Origin of the sequence: Roseovarius marisflavi (assembly GCF_900142625.1) — a bacterium.
GTDB lineage: Bacteria > Pseudomonadota > Alphaproteobacteria > Rhodobacterales > Rhodobacteraceae > Roseovarius > Roseovarius marisflavi.
In genome coordinates this window covers 141923-160563 of record NZ_FRBN01000006.1, presented here as the reverse complement: position 1 = coordinate 160563, position 18641 = coordinate 141923, and the positions used below count along the sequence as shown (strand labels likewise).

Sequence of the window (18641 nt, the reverse complement as noted above, 5' to 3'; positions counted from 1 at the left end):
CATCAATCAAGCCCGTCGCCTTCTACGCCGCATCGAAGGTCAGACACGTTCAGGGCAGCCATGGGTAACGCGGCAGGTTTTCACAATGAACATCACGTTTCTTCTCAACGGAGAGACTGTGGCCCTGCAAGACGCAGCGCCCACCCAAACCCTGCTTGACTGGCTGCGCGAAACACGCGGGCTGACCGGCACCAAGGAAGGCTGCAACGAGGGCGATTGCGGTGCCTGCACGGTTCTGGTGACCGACAAGAATGGCACCCGCGCGCTCAACGCCTGCATTCTCTTTCTGCCGCAGCTGCACGGCCGCGCTCTGCGCACCGTCGAGGGGATAAGCGGCCCCGACGGCGCCCTGCACCCGGTCCAAAGCGCGATGATCGAGCATCACGGCTCGCAATGTGGGTTTTGCACGCCGGGCTTCATCGCCTCGATGGCCGCCGCGCACCTCAATTGCGAGACCGATCATGACCGCACGCTCGCGGGCAACCTCTGCCGCTGCACCGGCTACGCGCCGATCATCCGCGCCGCCAAAGCCGCCGAAAAGGCCCCGGTGCCGGGTTGGATGATGCAGGACCGCCAGATGCTCAATGATCCTGATTTCTTCTTGCCGGAAATATCCTCGGGGGGGGCCAAAGGCCGGGGGGCAGACAGCCCCCCTTCGCCCCTGCGCCCCAAAACCACCGATGAATTGGCGTGCTATTATGCGCAAAACCCAGATGCTGCGCTGATAGCGGGCGCAACCGATATCGGGCTTTGGGTCACCAAGGGTCTGCGCGATATCGCCAAGCCGGTCTTTCTCGCCGACTGCACCGATCTGCAACAGATCAACATCAACAAAGATCACATCCGCATCGGCGCAGGGGTCACCATGAGCCGGATGCATGATCTCATGCGCGATCACCACCCCTCCTACGCCGCGATGATCCGGCGCTATGGCTCCGAGCAGGTGCGCAATGCCGCCACCCTTGGCGGCAATATCGCCAATGGCTCGCCGATCGGGGACAACCCACCGGCCCTGATCGCGCTTGGCGCGACGCTGCATCTGCGCCGCGGCGAGACCCAGCGCGCCATTCCCCTTGAGGCGTTCTTTCTAGAGTATGGAAAACAGGATCGCGCGCCCGGTGAATTCGTCGAGGCGGTGAGCATCCCGCGCGCGCCCGACCGGCTGCGCTGTTACAAGCTCAGCAAGCGGTTTGATCAGGATATCTCGGCGGTTTGCGGCTGTTTCAACATCACGGTGGAAGGCGGCAAGGTCGCCAGCGCCCGCATTGCCTTTGGCGGCATGGCCGGCACCCCCAAACACGCATCCCATGTCGAGGCCGCCCTGATCGGTCAGGACTGGGGTGAGGCGACCGTCAGAGCCGCCGCTCCCGCCTGGGCGCAGGATTTTCAACCGCTCAGCGACATGCGCGCTTCGGGTGGCTATCGCCTGAGTGCTGCGCGCAACATGCTGATGCGCTATTTTCTTGAGGACAGGGGCGCCGGCGTTTGCCTGCATGAGGTGACGGCATGACCGTCAGCGCCCCCCTGCCCCATGACGCCGCCGCCCTGCATGTGACCGGGCGCGCACGCTATGTCGATGACATCCCGACGCCTGCGGGCACGCTGCACCTGGCCTTTGGTCTGGCGCGAATCGCGCGTGGGCACATCACCGCGATGGATCTTGCCCCGGTGCGCGCCGCGCCCGACGTGGTCGCGGTGCTGGCCGCAAGCGACCTTGCGCGCGACGCCGACACCTCGCCTTCGGCCCATGACGAGCCGCTGTTGAGTGACGGCAGCGTGCATTTTCACGGCCAGCCGGTCTTTCTCGTGATCGCCACCTCGCACCTTCTGGCGCGGCGCGCCGCGCGCATGGCCGAGATCAGCTATGCCGAAGAAACCCCGATCCTGAGCATCGAAGAGGCGCTCGCCGCCGATGCCCGCTTTGAAGAAGGCCCGCGCGTCCATGCCAAGGGCGATGCCGCCGCCGCCATCGCCGGGGCCGCACACCGGGTCGAGGGCCAAATCGAAATCGGCGGTCAGGAACATTTCTATCTTGAAGGTCAGGCCGCGCTCGCACTGCCGCAAGAGGACGGCGATATGGTCGTGCATGCCTCGACCCAGCACCCGAGCGAGGTGCAACACAAGGTCGCCCACGCCCTTGGGCGCCCGATGCATGCGGTGCGGGTGGAAACCCGGCGCATGGGCGGCGCCTTTGGCGGCAAGGAAAGTCAGGCCAACGTGCCCGCCATCGCCTGCGCGGTTGCGGCGGATATGCTGGGGCGCCCCTGCAAGATGCGCTATGATCGCGATGACGACATGGCGATCACCGGCAAGCGCCATGATTTCCGCATCACCTATCGCGCCGGGTTTGACGGCGAGGGGCGCATCAGCGGCGTCGAGTTCGTGCAGTATACCCGCTGCGGCTGGAGCCAGGATCTGTCGCTTCCGGTGGCTGATCGCGCGATGCTACATGCCGATAATGCCTATCACCTGCCCGCCGCACGGATTGAATCGCACCGCCTGCGCACCAATACCGCAAGCGCCACCGCCTTTCGCGGCTTTGGCGGCCCGCAAGGCATGTTGGGCATCGAGCGGGTGCTTGATCATATCGCGCATCACCTTGGGGCAGACCCGCTTGTGATCCGGCAGCGGAATTTCTATGCGGCGAGTGAGAGAGGGGGGCTGTCTGCCCCCCGGCCTTCGGCCCCCCCCGAGGATACTTCGGGCAAGAAGAAATATCAGACCACACCCTATGGTCAGCAGGTCGAGGATTTCATTCTGCACGAGATGACCGAGGCGCTTGTGGCCTCGAGCGATTATCACGCGCGGGGCGAAGCGGTGGCGAAGTGGAATGCCGCCAACCCGGTGCTTAAAAAGGGGATCGCCCTCACGCCGGTGAAGTTCGGGATTTCCTTTACCCTGACCCACCTCAATCAGGCCGGGGCCTTGGTGCATGTCTATCAGGATGGCTCGGTTCATCTTAACCATGGCGGCACCGAGATGGGGCAAGGCCTGTTTCAGAAGGTGGCACAGGTGGCCGCGGCCCGATTTGGCCTGGAGACAGAGGCGATCCGGATCACCGCAACGGATACCGCAAAGGTGCCCAATACTTCGGCCACCGCCGCCAGTTCGGGCAGTGATCTGAACGGGATGGCGGTCAAGGCGGCCTGCGATACCATACGAGAGCGTATGGAATGGTTTCTGTCCGAGTATTATCAACACCCCGCCGACGAGGTAATCTTTGAGGGCGGTCAGGTCCGCCTTGGCGCGCATTCGCTGAGCTTTGAGGCGGCCGCCAAGCTTGCCTATGAGCATCGCATCAGCCTGAGCAGCACCGGCTTTTACAAGACGCCCAAGCTGGCCTGGGACCGGGTCAAGGGCGCGGGGCGGCCGTTTTTCTATTTCGCCTATGGCGTGGCGGTGACCGAGGTGGTGATTGACCGGCTGAGCGGTGAGAACCGCATTCTGCGCGCCGATATCCTGCATGACGCGGGCGCGAGCCTTAATCCGGCGCTTGATATCGGCCAGGTCGAGGGCGGCTATGTGCAGGGGGCCGGTTGGCTCACCACCGAAGAATTGGTCTGGGACAAGGCCGGGCGTCTGAGTACCCATGCGCCCTCGACCTACAAGATTCCGGCCTGTAGCGACCGGCCCGATATATTCAACGTCGCGCTATGGGATGCGCAAAACCGCGAGGATACGATTTATCGCTCGAAGGCGGTCGGTGAGCCGCCCTTCATGCTTGGAATTTCGGCATTTCTGGCCCTCAGCGATGCGATTGCGGCCTGTGGTGAGAGCTATCCGGCCCTTGACGCACCCGCCACCGCAGAGCAGGTCTTTGCCGCAATCCAGAGGCAAAAGAATGGCGTTTGATCTGATCGGCTTGCGCGCCGCAGTGGCGCGGCATGGGCGTGTGAGCCGCGTCGTGATTGCCGCCACCCATGGCTCGACCCCGCGCGAGGTTGGCGCGGCGATGCTTGTCTGGGAGGGCGGGCAATCGGGCACCATCGGGGGCGGTAAGCTTGAATATGAACTGGCCCGGCTGGCGCGCAGGCAAACCGCGCCGCGCCGGTTGAGCCGCCATGCGCTTGGACCCGAGATGGGCCAGTGCTGTGGCGGGGCGGTTGAAGTTCTGAGCGAGATCTATGACGCCGCCGACGTCGAGGCGCTCGCCGATCAGACCGTCATTGCCCGCGCAGGTGCGCCCGGTTGCGCGATGCCCCTCGCCGTCAAACGCCTGATGACGCGCGCACGCGCGCAGGGCATCATGCCAGAGCCCCAGATGATTGGCGGCTGGTTGGTGGAACCGGTCGCGCGGCCCACCCGCGCGCTCTGGATCTGGGGCGCGGGCCATGTCGGGCGCGCGCTCGTGCAGGTGCTCGCGCCGGTGCCGGGGCTGCATATCACCTGGGTTGATACCGGCGCGGACCGCTTTCCCGAGGATATCCCGGAGGGGGTTTCGGTGCTGCCCGCGCAAGATCCGGCAAGGCTGATCGGGCATGCGCCGAGGGAGGCTGATCACCTTGTCCTGACCTATTCGCATGCGCTTGATCTTGAGCTTTGCTACGGCTTGCTGGCCCATGGCTTTGCCAGTGCGGGGCTGATCGGATCGGCCACGAAATGGGCGCGGTTCCGCAAGCGGCTTGCGGGGCTTGGGCACGTGCCGGATCAGATCGCGCGCATCACCTGCCCGATTGGAAAACCCGAGCTTGGCAAGCATCCGCAGATGATTGCCATTGGCGTGGCGGCAGAGATTTTGAACCCTGCCCCGGATGAAGGCACAAAGAACAAAAGCAGCTTCGCATGAAACTTGAAAGCCCAGAGAGACTTGCCAACGCAGGGGTGATTTCCCTACAGATAATCAAAGTCTTGACCGGGGCAGAGGGGCCAATCATGGCGAAAATGCCCAGACAAGAACATCCAGGGGAGAGAGCCGCGTGACAGGGGAGCTTCTGAATGTCGAAGGTCTGACCAAGGCCTACCCCGGGGTTGTCGCCAATGACGCGGTGTCTTTTGCGATCCGCGAAGGCGAGGTGCACGCCCTGTTGGGCGAAAACGGCGCCGGGAAATCGACGCTGGTCAAGATGATCTATGGGCTTGTCACCCCCGATAGCGGAACCATGACCCTGCATGGCGCGCCCTATGCCCCGGCCGAACCGCGCGCGGCCCGCGCCGCCGGGGTGGCGATGGTGTTTCAACATTTCTCGCTGTTTGACGCGATGAGCGTGGCCGAGAATGTTGCCCTTGGCATGGAACACCCCCCCGCCCTGCGCGACCTCGCCACCCGTATCCGGGATGTCTCGGAGACCTATGGCCTGCCGCTTGATCCTGACCGCACGGTGGGCGATCTCTCGGCCGGAGAGCGGCAGCGCGTCGAGATCATCCGCTGTCTGTTGCAGGACCCCAGGCTTTTGATCATGGACGAGCCGACCAGCGTGCTGACCCCGCAGGAAGTAGATATCCTGTTCACGACGCTGCGCAAACTGACCGCCGAGGGCGTGGCGATCCTTTATATCTCGCACAAGCTTGAGGAAATCCGCGCGCTTTGCGATCACGCCACGATCCTGCGATTGGGCAAGACGGTGGGCACCTGCATCCCGCGCGACACCTCGGCGCGGGCCATGGCCGAGATGATGGTGGGCTCGGCCTTTGCGGCGCCCAAGCGGGTTGGCCGCGATCTTGGGGCGGTGGCGATTGAAGTGAGCAACCTGTCCATGTCAGCCCCCGGCCAATTTGGCACCGCGCTGAAAAACATCAGCTTTGCCGTGCAGGCAGGCGAGGTGCTTGGCATTGGTGGAGTAGCAGGGAACGGGCAGGATGAATTGCTTGCCGCGCTCTCGGGCGAGGCGCTTGCCGGGACCGAGGCGATCCGCCTTAAGGGGGAGGGGATCGGGCGGACTGGGCCATCAGAGCGGCGCGCGCGCGGGCTTTTGACCGCGCCGGAAGAGCGGCTTGGCCATGCCGCCGCGCCGGATATGAGCCTGATCGAGAACACGGTTCTGACCGCCGCGGCGCGCGAGAACCTGATGCGGAACGGGTTTTTGAAATGGGGCGCCGCCGAGGCCTTTACCCGCAAGATCATCACCGCCTTTGACGTGCGCACCCCCGGCCCCGGCACCGCCGCGCGCGCCTTGTCGGGGGGGAATCTGCAAAAATTCGTGATTGGCCGCGAGGTTTTGCAACGCCCCGAGGTTCTGGTGGTCAATCAACCGACATGGGGCGTGGATGCCGCAGCCGCGGCCGCGATCCGTCAGGCCCTGCTTGATCTGGCGGCGAATGGCGCGGCGGTGATCTGTATCAGCCAGGACCTTGACGAGCTGATGGAAATCTCGGACCGGTTTTGTGCGCTCAACGAGGGGCGCCTGTCGGACATCAAGCCCGCCGAGGGGTTGGGTGTGGAAGAAATCGGCCTGATGATGGGTGGCGCGCATGGCATGGAGGTGGCGCATGTCTGAGCCGTCGGATTTGAGTATTTTTGCCAAGAAGAAGAGCGGGCGGGCATCATGCTGAGGCTTGAGAAGCGACCGCAGCCCTCAAAGCTCTGGACCTATCTGACCCCGCTTTTGGCGGTGGTGATCACGATGATTGCCGGTGGCGCGCTTTTTGCGGCTCTGGGCAAAGACCCGATTGCGGCGATCACGACGATTTTCTGGGAACCGCTGTTTGGTGAATTCGCGTTTTATTATCGCCCGCAGCTTTTGATCAAGGGCGCGCCGCTGGTGCTGATCGCCATCGGTCTTAGCCTTGGGTTTCGCGCAGGCATCTGGAATATCGGCGCCGAGGGGCAATATATCATCGGCGCGCTGACCGGGGCCGGTGTCGGCCTTGCGTTTTACCCGATGGAAAGCTGGGTGATCTTTCCGCTGATGGTTTTGGCGGGGGCGCTTGGCGGGTGGATCTGGGCAATGATCCCGGCGATTTTGAAGCTGCGCTTTGGGACCAATGAAATTCTGGTGTCGCTGATGCTGGTCTATGTGGCGGAAAAACTGTTGGCGGCGATGGCGCTTGGGCTGATGAAAAATCCCGAGGGCATGGGCTTTCCCGGCTCGCGCAATCTGCGCCAGTATGAAAGCGCGCATAACGCCGAGCTTATCACCGGATCGGGCATGCATTGGGGCGTGGTGGCGGCGATGATCGCGGTGATCTTTGCCTATATCCTGCTCAACCGGCATATCCTTGGCTATCACATCCGCCTGACCGGTCAGGCGCCGCGCGCGGCGCGGTTTGCCGGGGTGAACCCGGCGCGGCTTGTGCTGTTTTGTCTTGGCACCTCGGGCGCGCTTGCCGGGCTTGCGGGGATGTTCGAGGTGGCGGGCCCCGCCGGGCAGGTGAGCATTGATTTCAACGTCGGATATGGCTTTACCGCGATCATCGTCGCCTTTCTGGGCCGATTGCACCCGGTTGGCATATTGCTTGCGGGGCTGTTGATGGCGCTCACGTATATTGGCGGCGAGCTGGCGCAATCCAACCTTGGCCTGCCTGCCGCCGCGATCCAGCTATTCCAGGGCATGCTGTTGTTCTTTCTTCTGGCGGTGGATGTGCTGACCAATTACCGCATTCGCCTGAGCAGACCGGAGGTGGTGTGATGGAGTTCGGATCAATAAACCCGGTGCTGTTGCTGGCCTCTTTGATGGTGGCCGCGACGCCGATCCTGCTGGCGGCGCTTGGCGAATTGGTGGTCGAGCGCGCAGGCGTTCTCAACCTCGGGGTCGAGGGCATGATGATCATCGGCGCGATCTGTGGCTTTGCGGTGGCGGTGAATACCGGATCGCCGGTTCTGGGCTTTGTCGCGGCGGCGGGCGGCGGGGCGCTTTTGTCGCTATTATTTGCCCTGCTGACCCAGTTTGCCCTCGCCAATCAGGTCGCCTCGGGGCTGGCGTTAACGCTGTTCGGGCTGGGACTGAGCGCGCTTTTGGGGCAGGGGTACGTGGGGATCAAACCGCCGCCCATCGGCAAGCTTGATATCCCGCTGTTGAGCGATATCCCCTATCTGGGGCCGGTTCTGTTTGCACATGACGTGATGGTCTATGTCGGCCTTGGCCTTGTGGTCGCGGTCTGGGCGGTGCTGAAATACACCCGCCTCGGGCTTGTCCTGAGGGCGGTGGGGGAAAACCACGATGCCGCCCATGCGCTTGGCTATAAGGTGGTGCGCATCCGGGTTCTGGCGATCCTGTTCGGGGGTGCCTGCGCCGGGCTTGGCGGCGCCTACATCAGCCTCATTCGTGTGCCGCAATGGACCGAAGGCATGACCGCCGGGGCCGGTTGGATCGCGCTTGCGCTTGTCGTTTTCGCAAGCTGGAAGGCCGGGCGGGTGTTGCTTGGTGCCTGGATTTTCGGCGGTGTAACGGTGCTTCAGCTCAATCTTCAGGCGGCCGGGATTGCAATTCCCGTCGAATACTTGTCGATGTCGCCCTATCTCATCACGATCCTCGTGCTGGTCATCATGTCCGCGGATCGCTCGCGCGCGCCGGCCTCTTTGGGCCGCATTTTCCATGCCTCGCAATGAGGCGCTGCCACAACCATAAAAACAGGGAGACTCCACATATGAACCTTACAAAACTGCTTGCAACCGCCGCTTTGGCGCTTGGGCTTGCGACCACCGCGATGGCGCAGGACAAGACCAAGGTCGGCTTTATCTATGTCGGCCCGATCGGCGATGGCGGCTGGACCTATGAGCATGATAAGGGCCGCCTCGCAGTCGAGGAACATTTCGGCGACAAGGTTGAAACCGTCTATCAGGAAAGCGTGCCCGAAGGCGCCGATGCCGAACGCGCGATCACGCAGATGGCGCTTCAGGGGGCAGACCTTATCTTTACCACCTCTTTTGGCTATATGGAGCCGACCCTTGCCGTGGCAGGTAAATTCCCGAACGTGAAATTCGAGCACGCCACCGGGTTCAAGACCGCGCCCAACCTCGCGACCTATTCGGCCCGCTTTTACGAGGGGCGCGCCGTGCAGGGCCATATCGCGGGCAAGATGACCAAGTCGAATATCGTCGGCTATATCGCCTCTTTCCCGATCCCCGAGGTCATTCGCGGCATCAACTCGGCCTATATTCATGCCAAGAAGGTCAACCCCGATGTCGAGTTCAAGATCATCTGGGCCTACACTTGGTTTGATCCCGCCAAAGAGGCCGACGCCGCCACCGCGCTTATCGAACAGGGCGCTGACGTGATCCTGCAGCACACCGATTCAACCGCGCCGCAGGCCGCTGCCGAGAAGGCCGGCACTGTCATCACCTTTGGGCAGGCCTCGGATATGGGGGAATATGCCCCGATGCCGCGCGTCAGCTCGATCATCGACAACTGGGCCCCCTATTACATCGCCCGCACACAGGCGGTGATGGATGGCACATGGGAAAGCGTTCAGACATGGGATGGCATCGGCGCCGGCATGGTCGGCATCGGCGAGATCAGCAACGCCGTGCCCGAGGATGTCAAGGCCGAGGCGCTTGCCCTCAAGGCCGCGCTTGCCGACGGAAGCTATCACCCTTTTACCGGCCCGCTGAAAAAGCAGGACGGCAGCGATTGGCTGGCGACAGGCGAGACCGCCGATGACGGCACGCTTCTGGGGATGAATTTCTATGTCCAAGGCATCACCGGCGACATTCCGAACTAAGCCCCACACCGAGGGCCAAAAACGACAGCCGCCGGGAAACTGGCGGCTGTTTTCTTTTGTCTGCCAAAGGCGGTTTGAGCAAATTAATCGCCGGTCGGTTTCAGAACAGACCCAAGCACCCTGCGCCGTAAACTTTTCGCAAATGCACCGCGAGGAGATTGGCCATGGACACGCCCGAAACCCTGATTGATCTTGACCGCTACCCTATCCACCAGATGGGGGGCGCGCGCGACGATATCCTCACGCGAATCCGCGCCGATCTTGGCCGTGATGGCTGTGCGGTGCTCAAGCGCTTCATCACCCCCGAGGGTATCGAGGCGCTAAAGACCCAGGCCGATGGCGTTGCCGACAAGGCCTTTCGATCCTTCAATCGCACCAACCCCTATTTCACCAGGGACGACCCGACCCTGCCCGCCAGCGATCCGCGGCGGCGGTTTTTCGAGCGCTCCAACAGCTTTATCCCGGCGGATAACTTTCCGCCCGCAAGCCCCCTGCGCGCGATTTATGAATACCCGGCGATGAGCGCCTTCATTCAGGACTGTCTTGAGGAAGAGAATTTTTATCCCTATGCCGACCCGCTGGCCGATGTGATCATCAATGCCGCGGATGAGGGCAACGGATTTCCCTGGCATTTCGACACCAACAATTTCACCGTCACCATCGCCATTCAGAACGCTGACGAGGGCGGCGCGTTTGAATATGCGCCCAATATCCGCGTTGGGGACGAGAATTTTGCCGAGGTCGAAAAGGTGCTGGATGGCACCTCTGACAAGGTCAGGACACTTGTGCTTGAGCCTGGTGATCTTCAGATTTTCCGGGGCCGCTATTCGCTGCACCGGGTGGCGCCGCTGCGCGGCAAGACCCCGCGTTATGTCGGCATCCTGTCCTATGTGGAAGAGCCGGGGATGGTGGGCACGCCCGAACGCTGTCAACAGCTTTACGGGCGCACCTTGCCGATCCATCACGAGCGCGCGGGCCAAAGGGCCGACGCCTATCTCGATTAACCCTCGTTAGGGTACCAGACCAAAGCGGCCCAGATCACCATGCCCACATAAGCGAGGCACATCACGATCAGAGCGGTCCAGGTAAAAATCACCAGCGCCGCCGCCGCGCAGGCAAAGCCGAGCAGGAAGAATTTGACGTTCTCGCGCGAAATCTTGGTTTTCTTGAACGACCAGACCGGCACCGGCGAGATCATCAACAGGCCGACCCCGGCCATGTAAAGCCCGATCAGCGTCGCGGGCGGTGTCGACATGCCCGGAATCGCAAAGGTCACGAACATCGGCAGCATTGCCAAAAGCGCGCCCGCAGGCGAGGGCAGTCCCTCAAAATAGGCCCCCGATCCGCCCTTGGTCTCGTCGGATTTGGCCGAGACGTTGAACCGCGCCAGCCGCATCACGCAGCACACCGCAAAGAACAGCACCGCGATCCACCCCGCCTGACGGGAGACATCCTGAAGGCCCCAGTAATAGACCACCAGCGGCGCCGCGACGCCGAAGTTGAGAAAGTCGGCAAGCGAGTCAAGCTCGGCGCCCATCGCGCTGCTGCTGCGCAACAGCCGCGCCAACCGCCCGTCAAGCCCATCAAGAACCCCCGCGATCAGCAAAAGCTGCACCGCGCGCACGAAATCGCCCTGCACCCCAAGCCGAATGGCGGTGATGCCGGCACAAATCGCCGCCACCGTAAGCATATTCGGCAAAAGCTGTGCGAGGGTGACCTCTTTGCGCGGGGCGTCGGGGGGCGTGGTCATTTTGCGGGTCCTTTGGGCGCGCCCAGCTCTGCGATCACGGTTTCGCCGGCGATCATGGTCTGGCCGACGCGCACCTGCGGCTGAACCCCTTCGGGCAGATAGACATCAAGCCGCGAGCCAAAGCGGATCAGGCCGAACCGCTCGCCGCGCTTGAGCGGGGCGCCCTTGTCGACAAAACAGACGATCCGGCGCGCCACGAGGCCGGCGATCTGAACCACCGGCAAAAGCCGCCCGTCGGCCATCTCGATCACCACACCGTTGCGCTCATTATCCGCGCTCGCCTTGTCCAGCGAGGCGTTGAGAAACTTGCCAGGCCGATAGGCCACCGCATGCACCCGCCCCGCCACCGGCGCGCGGTTGATATGACAGTTGAACACGCTCATGAACACGCTCACCCGCGTCAGCGGGGTATCGGGAAGGCCAAGCTCTGCGGGCGGCACCGCCGGTTCGACCAGCGACACCATGCCATCCGCCGGACTAATGATCAGATTGGGGCGCTCGGGCGTCACGCGCTCGGGGTCGCGAAAGAAATAATAGCACCAAACGGTAAGCCCAAGACCGATCCAGCCCAACACGTTCCAGATCATGAACAGCACCAGCGTGATCGCGGCAAAGATCGCCACGAACTTGCGCCCCTCGGGGTGCATCGGCTTGATAAAGGTCTCGTGCATTTTCATGGCGTGCATGCTCCTTGCGGGGATAGGACGGCGTTTCCTTCGCCTAAGCCGCCTGAGCCAGAGTTTCAAGCATCAAGGTAGCATCTTCCCTTTGCATATGCACCGTGGCACTCTCCGCGCCATGACAAATACGCTCACATCCCCCGACGCAACCCCGGCCAGCCGCTTTGCCTTTGGTACCATGCAATTTGGCGGTCTCGCCGACGAGGCCGAGAGCCGCGCCATGTTCGAGGCCAGCCTTGCCGCCGGCATCACCCATTTCGACACCGCCCATCTTTATAATGACGGCGCATCGGAAACCCTGTTGGGCAAGTTCATCCCCCCACATCGCGAGCGGCTGATCATTGCCACCAAGGCGGGCTATACCGGCGGCGCGGGGCGCGACAACCTATTGGCGCAGTTCGACATTTCGCGGCGTCGGCTTGGGCTCGATCATGTCGATATCCTCTATCTGCATGTCTTTGACGAGGCCACCGACCTCAACGAGACGCTGGAAACCTTCGCGCTTTTGAAATCACGCGGCCAGATCAGCCATGTCGGCCTGTCGAATTTTGCCGCATGGCAGGTGATGAAGGCCGTCTGTACCGCCGCCAGGTTTGATCTGCGAATCTCGATCCTGCAGCCGATGTACAACCTCGTGAAACGCCAGGCCGAGGTTGAGATTTTGCCGATGTGCGCCGCCGAAGGCATTGCCGTGGCGCCCTATTCGCCCCTCGCTGGCGGGCTTTTGACCGGAAAATATGCCAGTGGCGGCACCGGACGCCTGATCGACAATGACCGCTACGCGGCCCGCTACGGGCTTGGCTGGATGCACGATGCCGCGCGTGATCTGGCGGCGATGGCGGGTGAGATGGGCCTGCACCCGGCCACGCTGGCCGCCGCATGGGCCGCGCGCCACCCGGCCGCGCCGATGCCGATCCTCTCGGCGCGCTCGGCAGATCAGCTTGCGCCGTCATTGGCCGCGACCGGATTCGAGATGGACGACGCGCTTTACGCGCGCCTCTGCGCGCTCAGCCCGGCACCGCCGCCCGCCACCGACCGGCTTGAAGAGGCCGGAGGATGACGGCGCGCCGCCCCCTGCCCGATACCGCATCGGTCGCGCATCCGGTGAGTGGCGCGCGCCTGTCTGCGCCAGCGGCAGAGCGCAACGCGCCCGCGATCACGCAGGCCTTGCAGGACATCGCACCGCCCTCGGGGAAGGCCCTTGAAATCGCCAGCGGCACCGGTCAGCATGTGGTCGGTTTTGCGCGCGCGATGCCCGGTCTGATCTGGCAACCGACCGAGATTGACGCGGCGCGGCGCACCAGCATCGACGCCTATGCGCAGGATGCCGCGCTGCCCAACCTGCGTGCCGCGATAGCGCTTGATGCGACCGAAACCGGTTGGGGCGCGCGCCATGGCGGTCAGGATCTGATCGTGCTGATCAACCTCTTGCACCTGATCAGCGCGCCCGAGGCGCAAACCGTGATTGGGCAAGCAGCCCGCGCGCTCGCGCCAAGGGGTCGCTTCGCGCTCTACGGGCCGTTTTTGCGCGAGGGCAAAGCCACCTCTGAGGGCGACGCCCGGTTTCACGCGAGCCTCTGCGCACAGGACCCCGATATCGGCTATAAGGACCTCGCCGAGGTCACGGAGTGGCTCGCCGCAGCGGGGCTTGATCCGTTCGAAACCCTTGAGATGCCCGCAAATAACATCCTGCTGGTGGTCGAGCGGCGCGCCTGATCTGGATCAAGGCCAGCGGCGCACGCGCAGGTCTAGAACACGGCGAACACCCTGGCAAAAGGCAACAGCATGACCTGGTCCGACACCCTGAGCGACACGCGCAGCGATCTACGCGCCCTCAACGCCCTGATCCCCGACACCGCCCGCGCCTTTGGCGGGCTTGGCAAGGCGGTCAAGGAGGGCGGCATGCTGGATTTCAAGACCAAGGAATTCGTCGCCCTCGGCATCGCGGTCGCCACCAAGTGCCAGCCCTGCATCGCGCTGCATATCGAGGCGCTGATCAAGGCGGGCGCGACGCGCGAGGAAATCGGCGATGTGATGGGCATGTGCATTCAGATGGGCGGCGGCCCGGCGATGATGTATGCCGCCAAGGCCCTCGCCTGTTATGACGAGTTGAGCACATCCGCGTGATCATCCGCGTCCTGCGGTGACACGGGGGGAATTCCCCTTTGTGAACCGTGGCTTTGATGTTTGGCTGGTGCCCACTCGGTATCAGTAGAGAGGGAGCAGCCGATGTCGATCATGAAGCTTCTGCAACAGGCCCAGGGCGGTCAGGGCATTGCCCAACTGGCCGCACAGCTTGTCCTTGACGAGGCGAAAGCAAGTCAGCTTGCCGGACTGCTTGCCCAAGTCATCGGCTCAGCGGCGAAACAGCGCGCCGAAAGTGGTGGCCTTGAAAGCGTGCTCGGCGCGCTGCGCGGCGAAGAACAGGCGCAGATGTTCGAGGATGCCAGTGTCGCCGCAAGCCCTGCCGGTCAGCAACAGGGCATGGCCTTTCTCGAAAGCCTGATGGGGGATCAGCAACAAGCGCAGGGCCTTGCCAGCGAGGCCGCAAGCCGCGTCGGTGTCGATCAAAGCACCGTGGCGCAGTTCCTTGCGGCGCTTGCCGCGATGGCGCAGGGCGGCTTGCAAAAACAGATGCCCGACAGCTCGATCGACGGGATGATGCAGGCGTTTTCCGGTGGTGGTCAGGGCGGTGGTCTTATGGGCATGGTCAGCGGGCTTTTGGGCGGCGGCCATCCGGGCGCGCAAGGCGGGCCTGATCTGTCGATGCTGACCGCGATGCTGGATGCCGACGGCGATGGCTCGATCTTGGATGACGTCATGGCCAAATTCACGCGCTGACGTGGCCGCCGCCTGTAGGGTGGGTGAAACCCACGCTCTGACCGCCCCCACAAGGCGCAGGGCCGTGGGTTTCACCCACCCTACGTGTTTTGCGCGGTTTGAGCTGAAACTTGCCTGAAGCAGTCGCCTGAAAGCGTGTGACCCGACAAACGGGCTGCCCCGCGCGGCCCGTTTGCGCTAGGCTGGACCTGCCGATTTGCCGCAAACGGAGTGTCCCATGATCCGCGCGTTCTTGCTCAGCCTGTTTTTTCTTACGCTCGCGCTGCCCGGACAGGCGGGCTATCGGTTTGAGGACCATGCCCCGGTGGTTTGGACAGGGCGCACGCCCGACAGCTATGCGGTGCACGGGCTTGACGTCGCCCGTTTTCAGGACCGGATCGACTGGCGCGAGGCCAGGCGCGCGGGCGTGGAATTTGCCTTTATCAAGGCCACCGAGGGCGTTGATTTCTTTGACCCGATGTTTGACGCCCACTGGAGCGGCGCGCGCCGCGCAGGCATCCCGCGCGGTGCCTATCATTTTTATTATTTCTGCCGCCCGGCCAAGGAACAGGCGGCATGGTTCATTCAAAATGTCCCGCGTCGCCGTGGCACCCTGCCGCCGGTGCTCGATATGGAATGGAACCCCCATTCGCCAACCTGCATCAAACGCCCTGCGGCCAAAGAGGTTCGCCACCAGGCCCGGATTTTCCTGACCATGGTTGAAAAGCACTACGGCCTGCGCCCGATCATCTATACCACGCCGGAATTCTACCGTCAAAACCAGATGGGCAAGCTGCCGGGTGTTGAGTTTTGGCTGCGCTCTACCGCGAAGTCGCTGGAGCACGCCTATCCCGGCCAGCATTGGAAATTCTGGCAATACACCGGCACCGGCGCCGTGCCCGGTGTAACTGGCGGCGTGGATGTCAATGTCTTCAACGGCAGCGGCGAGGACTGGCAAAAATGGCTGGAGTCGCACCGCCGCTGAATGCGCTTTTCGAAACGGAGCGGCTGCGCCGCGCATTTCCTGTTTTTCATGAGGGGTTTCACCCCTCAAACTCCCCGAGGATATTTGGGGCAAGAAGAAAACGGGGCCGGAGGTTATCCCCGGCCCCGTCTTTGTCATCTTTAGTCTGATCAACCGTCCTTGCGGATGGTCTCGTTCTTGGGGTCATAGGGGCTGTCGACGGTCACCTCGGCATCCCAAAGCTGATCAAGCATTTTGACCTTGAGTTTGGTGCCAGGCTCGGCGTGTTCGGGTTTGACATAGCCCATGCCGATGGATTTCCCGAAGGCCACCGAATAGCCGCCCGATGTCAGACGACCAACACGCACACCCTCGGGCGTATAGAGCACTTCGCGGCCCCAGGGATCGGCATCGTCCGGCCCGTCGATCAAAAGCGTGCAGCACTTCGAGCGAATGCCGGTCTCGACCAGCTTGTCCTTGCCGTGAAACTCTTTCTCAAGGTCGACGAAGCGCGGCAGATCGGCCTCGAGCGGGGTTGCGTCGCGGCCAAGCTCGTTGCCAAAGGCGCGATAGCTCTTCTCCTGCCGGAGCCAGTTTTGAGCGCGTGCGCCGACCAGTTTCATCCCGTGCTTTTCGCCAGCCTTTTCGAGTAGATCGAACAGGTAGGTCTGCATTTCGATCGGATGATGCAATTCCCAGCCCAACTCGCCGGTATAGGCCACGCGGATCGCGTTGACCGGGCACATGCCCAGCTCAATCTTGCGCGCGGTCAGCCAAGGGAAACGCTTGTTGGACAGCGCCGTATCCGGGTCTGCATCCTTGATCACCTCTTTCAGGACATCGCGCGATTTCGGGCCCGCAATGGCGAAAACACCCCATTGCGTGGTCACATCCTGAATTTCGATATAGCCGAATTCAGCCGCTTTATCCTCGGCCGACTTGCGCAGGAAATCGGCGTCATATTCTGTCCAGGCACCAGCCGAGACGAGGTAATAGTTGTCCTCGCCATTGCGCACGATGGTGTATTCGGTGCGCGTGGTGCCATTACTGGTCAGCGCATAGGTCAGGTTGATGCGGCCCACTTTCGGCAGCTTGTTGCAGGTGAACCATTCGAGGAACGCCGTCGCGCCGGGGCCCTTGACCACGTGCTTGGTAAAGGCCGAGGCATCAATCAGGCCAACGCCCTCGCGGATCGCTTTGGCCTCTTCCACCGCATGTTGCCACCAGCCACCGCGACGGAAGCTGCGGGCATCGTGGTCGAAATTCTCGGGCGCATCGAGCGGGCCGAAATAGTTCGGACGTTCCCAGCCATTCACAAAGCCGAACTGCGCGCCGCGTGCCTTTTGACGCTCATAGGCCGGCACCGTGCGAAGCGGGCGGCAAGCCGGGCGCTCTTCGTCCGGGTGGTGCAGGATATAGACGTGATCATAGCATTCTTCGTTCTTGCGCGCGGCAAACTCGGTGGTCATCCAGCTCTGCGAATAGCGCTTGGGATCAAGCGACGCCATGTCGATCTCGGCCTCGCCATCGACCATCAGCTGCGCAAGGTAATAGCCGGTGCCACCCGCCGCAGTAATACCGAAGCTAAAGCCCTCGGCCAGCCACATGTTGCGCAGACCCGGCGCCGGGCCAACCAGCGGGTTGCCGTCGGGCGTGTAACAGATCGGCCCGTTGAAATCGTCCTTGAGGCCGGATTCCTCACAGGAGGGCACCCGGTGGATCATCGCCATGTACTGCTCTTCGATCCGCTCAAGGTCGAGCGGAAAGAGGTCGGCGCGGAAGCTGTCGGGCACGCCGTATTCAAAGCAGGCCGGGGCGTTTTTCTCATAGACACCCAGAATCCAGCCGCCACGCTCTTCGCGCACGTAGGATTGCGCATCGGCATCGCGCACGACCGGGTGCTCCTGGCCACCATTGGCGCGATACTCGACCAATGCCGGGTCCTTGTCCATCACGATGAACTGATGCTCGACCGGGATCGCGGGGATCTTGATGCCAAGCTTTTTCGCCGTGGTCTGAGCGTGGTTGCCAGAGGCGGTGACAACATGCTCGGCGGTGATGACGATCTGTTCGTCGCCGGGCACAAGGTTGCCGCCCTTCTCGATCATTTTGGTACAGGTCACCTCCCAATGGGTGCCGTTCCAGTGAAACGCGTCCGCCTGCCATTTGCGCTCGATCATGACACCACGCTGGCGCGCGCCCTTGGCCATCGCTTGCGTGACATCGGCGGGGTTAATATAGCCGTCGGTGTTGTGGTAAATCGCACCTTCAAGGTCTTCGGTATTGATCAGCGGCCAGCGCGCCTTGATCTCGTCGGGGGTCAGCCATTCATAGGGCACACCACAGGTTTCGGCGGTCGAGGCATAAAGCATATACTCGTCCATCCGCTCTTTGGTCTGGGCCATGCGCAGGTTGCCGACCACGGCAAAACCGGCGTTAAGGCCGGTCTCTTCCTCGAGAGTCTTGTAGAAATCAACCGAGTATTTGTGGATATGGGTCGTCGCATAGGACATGTTGAACAGCGGCAGAAGACCGGCGGCATGCCAGGTCGAGCCGCTGGTCAGCTCGTCGCGCTCGAGCAGCATGACATCGTCCCACCCCGCCTTGGCCAGATGATAGGCAATCGAGGTTCCGACGGCACCACCGCCGACGACCAGGGCTTTGACATTGGTTTTCATAAGCTGCGACTCCCTTGGTGCATGCGTTGCCCGATGTTTATCAATCCTGCACAACCGCGCACAGCCCAGCCGACACAAGAGTGCGCAAAACCGACGCTTCCCGATTTATCAGAGGTCAGAGGCATCATTGCCCGCAATCTCCCGTCTCGCCT

The 18641-nt window shown here is 62.6% G+C and carries 16 protein-coding genes; 13 read left to right on the top strand and 3 right to left on the bottom strand.

Going from position 1 to position 18641, the window contains the following annotated elements; all coding sequences use genetic code 11:
- Window positions 1-85: 85 nt before the first annotated feature.
- The 8 genes from xdhA (at window position 86) to BUB78_RS08030 (ending at window position 10601) form a co-directional block, all read left to right on the top strand.
- A complete protein-coding gene (gene xdhA / locus BUB78_RS08065; RefSeq protein WP_073196892.1) occupies window positions 86-1510 on the top strand; it encodes a xanthine dehydrogenase small subunit in 1425 nt (474 codons plus the stop codon).
- Window positions 1507-3852, top strand: coding sequence for a xanthine dehydrogenase molybdopterin binding subunit (xdhB, locus tag BUB78_RS08060; RefSeq protein ID WP_073196890.1), 2346 nt, complete (start codon window positions 1507-1509; stop codon window positions 3850-3852). The genes xdhA and xdhB overlap by 4 nt, the downstream gene beginning before the upstream one ends.
- Window positions 3842-4786 (top strand): xanthine dehydrogenase accessory protein XdhC, encoded by a 945-nt coding sequence (gene xdhC, locus BUB78_RS08055; protein WP_073196888.1) that lies wholly within the window; start codon window positions 3842-3844, stop codon window positions 4784-4786. The genes xdhB and xdhC overlap by 11 nt, the downstream gene beginning before the upstream one ends.
- Before the next feature lie 130 nt (window positions 4787-4916).
- The gene (locus BUB78_RS08050) at window positions 4917-6434 is read left to right on the top strand and encodes an ABC transporter ATP-binding protein (RefSeq protein ID WP_073196886.1); all 1518 of its coding nucleotides are present in this window, start codon (window positions 4917-4919) and stop codon (window positions 6432-6434) included.
- A gap of 48 nt (window positions 6435-6482) precedes the next feature.
- Entirely contained in the window at window positions 6483-7565 is a 1083-nt protein-coding gene (locus BUB78_RS08045) for an ABC transporter permease (RefSeq protein ID WP_073196885.1), read from the top strand.
- Entirely contained in the window at window positions 7565-8485 is a 921-nt protein-coding gene (locus tag BUB78_RS08040) for an ABC transporter permease (RefSeq protein WP_073196883.1), read from the top strand. The genes BUB78_RS08045 and BUB78_RS08040 overlap by 1 nt, the downstream gene beginning before the upstream one ends.
- Window positions 8486-8523: 38 nt before the next feature.
- Window positions 8524-9597, top strand: a complete 1074-nt coding sequence (locus BUB78_RS08035; protein ID WP_073196881.1) for a BMP family ABC transporter substrate-binding protein — start codon at window positions 8524-8526, stop codon at window positions 9595-9597.
- A 164-nt stretch (window positions 9598-9761) separates the two neighbouring features.
- The gene (locus tag BUB78_RS08030) at window positions 9762-10601 is read left to right on the top strand and encodes a HalD/BesD family halogenase (protein WP_073196879.1); all 840 of its coding nucleotides are present in this window, start codon (window positions 9762-9764) and stop codon (window positions 10599-10601) included.
- Here the strand turns inward: BUB78_RS08030 and BUB78_RS08025 are convergent.
- Together BUB78_RS08025 and BUB78_RS08020 are read right to left on the bottom strand one after the other, a co-directional pair.
- On the bottom strand, window positions 10598-11347 hold the full coding sequence (locus tag BUB78_RS08025) for a CDP-alcohol phosphatidyltransferase family protein (RefSeq protein WP_073196877.1): 750 nt from the start codon (window positions 11345-11347) through the stop codon (window positions 10598-10600). The genes BUB78_RS08030 and BUB78_RS08025 overlap by 4 nt on opposite strands.
- A complete protein-coding gene (locus BUB78_RS08020) occupies window positions 11344-12093 on the bottom strand; it encodes a phosphatidylserine decarboxylase (RefSeq protein ID WP_281248850.1) in 750 nt (249 codons plus the stop codon). Before BUB78_RS08020 ends, BUB78_RS08025 begins: the two co-directional genes overlap by 4 nt.
- A gap of 52 nt (window positions 12094-12145) precedes the next feature.
- On the opposite strand from BUB78_RS08020, the gene BUB78_RS08015 reads away from it, so the two are divergent.
- From BUB78_RS08015 to BUB78_RS07995, 5 genes are all read left to right on the top strand, one after another.
- Complete coding sequence (locus BUB78_RS08015; protein WP_073196874.1) at window positions 12146-13087, top strand: aldo/keto reductase; 942 nt, start codon at window positions 12146-12148, stop codon at window positions 13085-13087.
- Entirely contained in the window at window positions 13084-13743 is a 660-nt protein-coding gene (locus tag BUB78_RS08010; RefSeq protein ID WP_073196872.1) for a DUF938 domain-containing protein, read from the top strand. Before BUB78_RS08015 ends, BUB78_RS08010 begins: the two co-directional genes overlap by 4 nt.
- Before the next feature lie 69 nt (window positions 13744-13812).
- A complete protein-coding gene (locus BUB78_RS08005; protein ID WP_073196870.1) occupies window positions 13813-14154 on the top strand; it encodes a carboxymuconolactone decarboxylase family protein in 342 nt (113 codons plus the stop codon).
- 102 nt (window positions 14155-14256) lie between these two features.
- Window positions 14257-14868, top strand: a complete 612-nt coding sequence (locus tag BUB78_RS08000) for a DUF937 domain-containing protein (protein ID WP_073196869.1) — start codon at window positions 14257-14259, stop codon at window positions 14866-14868.
- Window positions 14869-15085: 217 nt separating this feature from the next.
- Entirely contained in the window at window positions 15086-15832 is a 747-nt protein-coding gene (locus BUB78_RS07995; protein ID WP_073196867.1) for a glycoside hydrolase family 25 protein, read from the top strand.
- A 149-nt stretch (window positions 15833-15981) separates the two neighbouring features.
- Here the strand turns inward: BUB78_RS07995 and BUB78_RS07990 are convergent, their stop codons facing one another.
- Window positions 15982-18489 carry a GcvT family protein gene (locus tag BUB78_RS07990; protein ID WP_073196864.1) on the bottom strand — a complete coding sequence of 836 codons (2508 nt, stop codon included), beginning with the start codon at window positions 18487-18489 and terminating at the stop codon, window positions 15982-15984.
- Window positions 18490-18641: the final 152 nt, after the last annotated feature.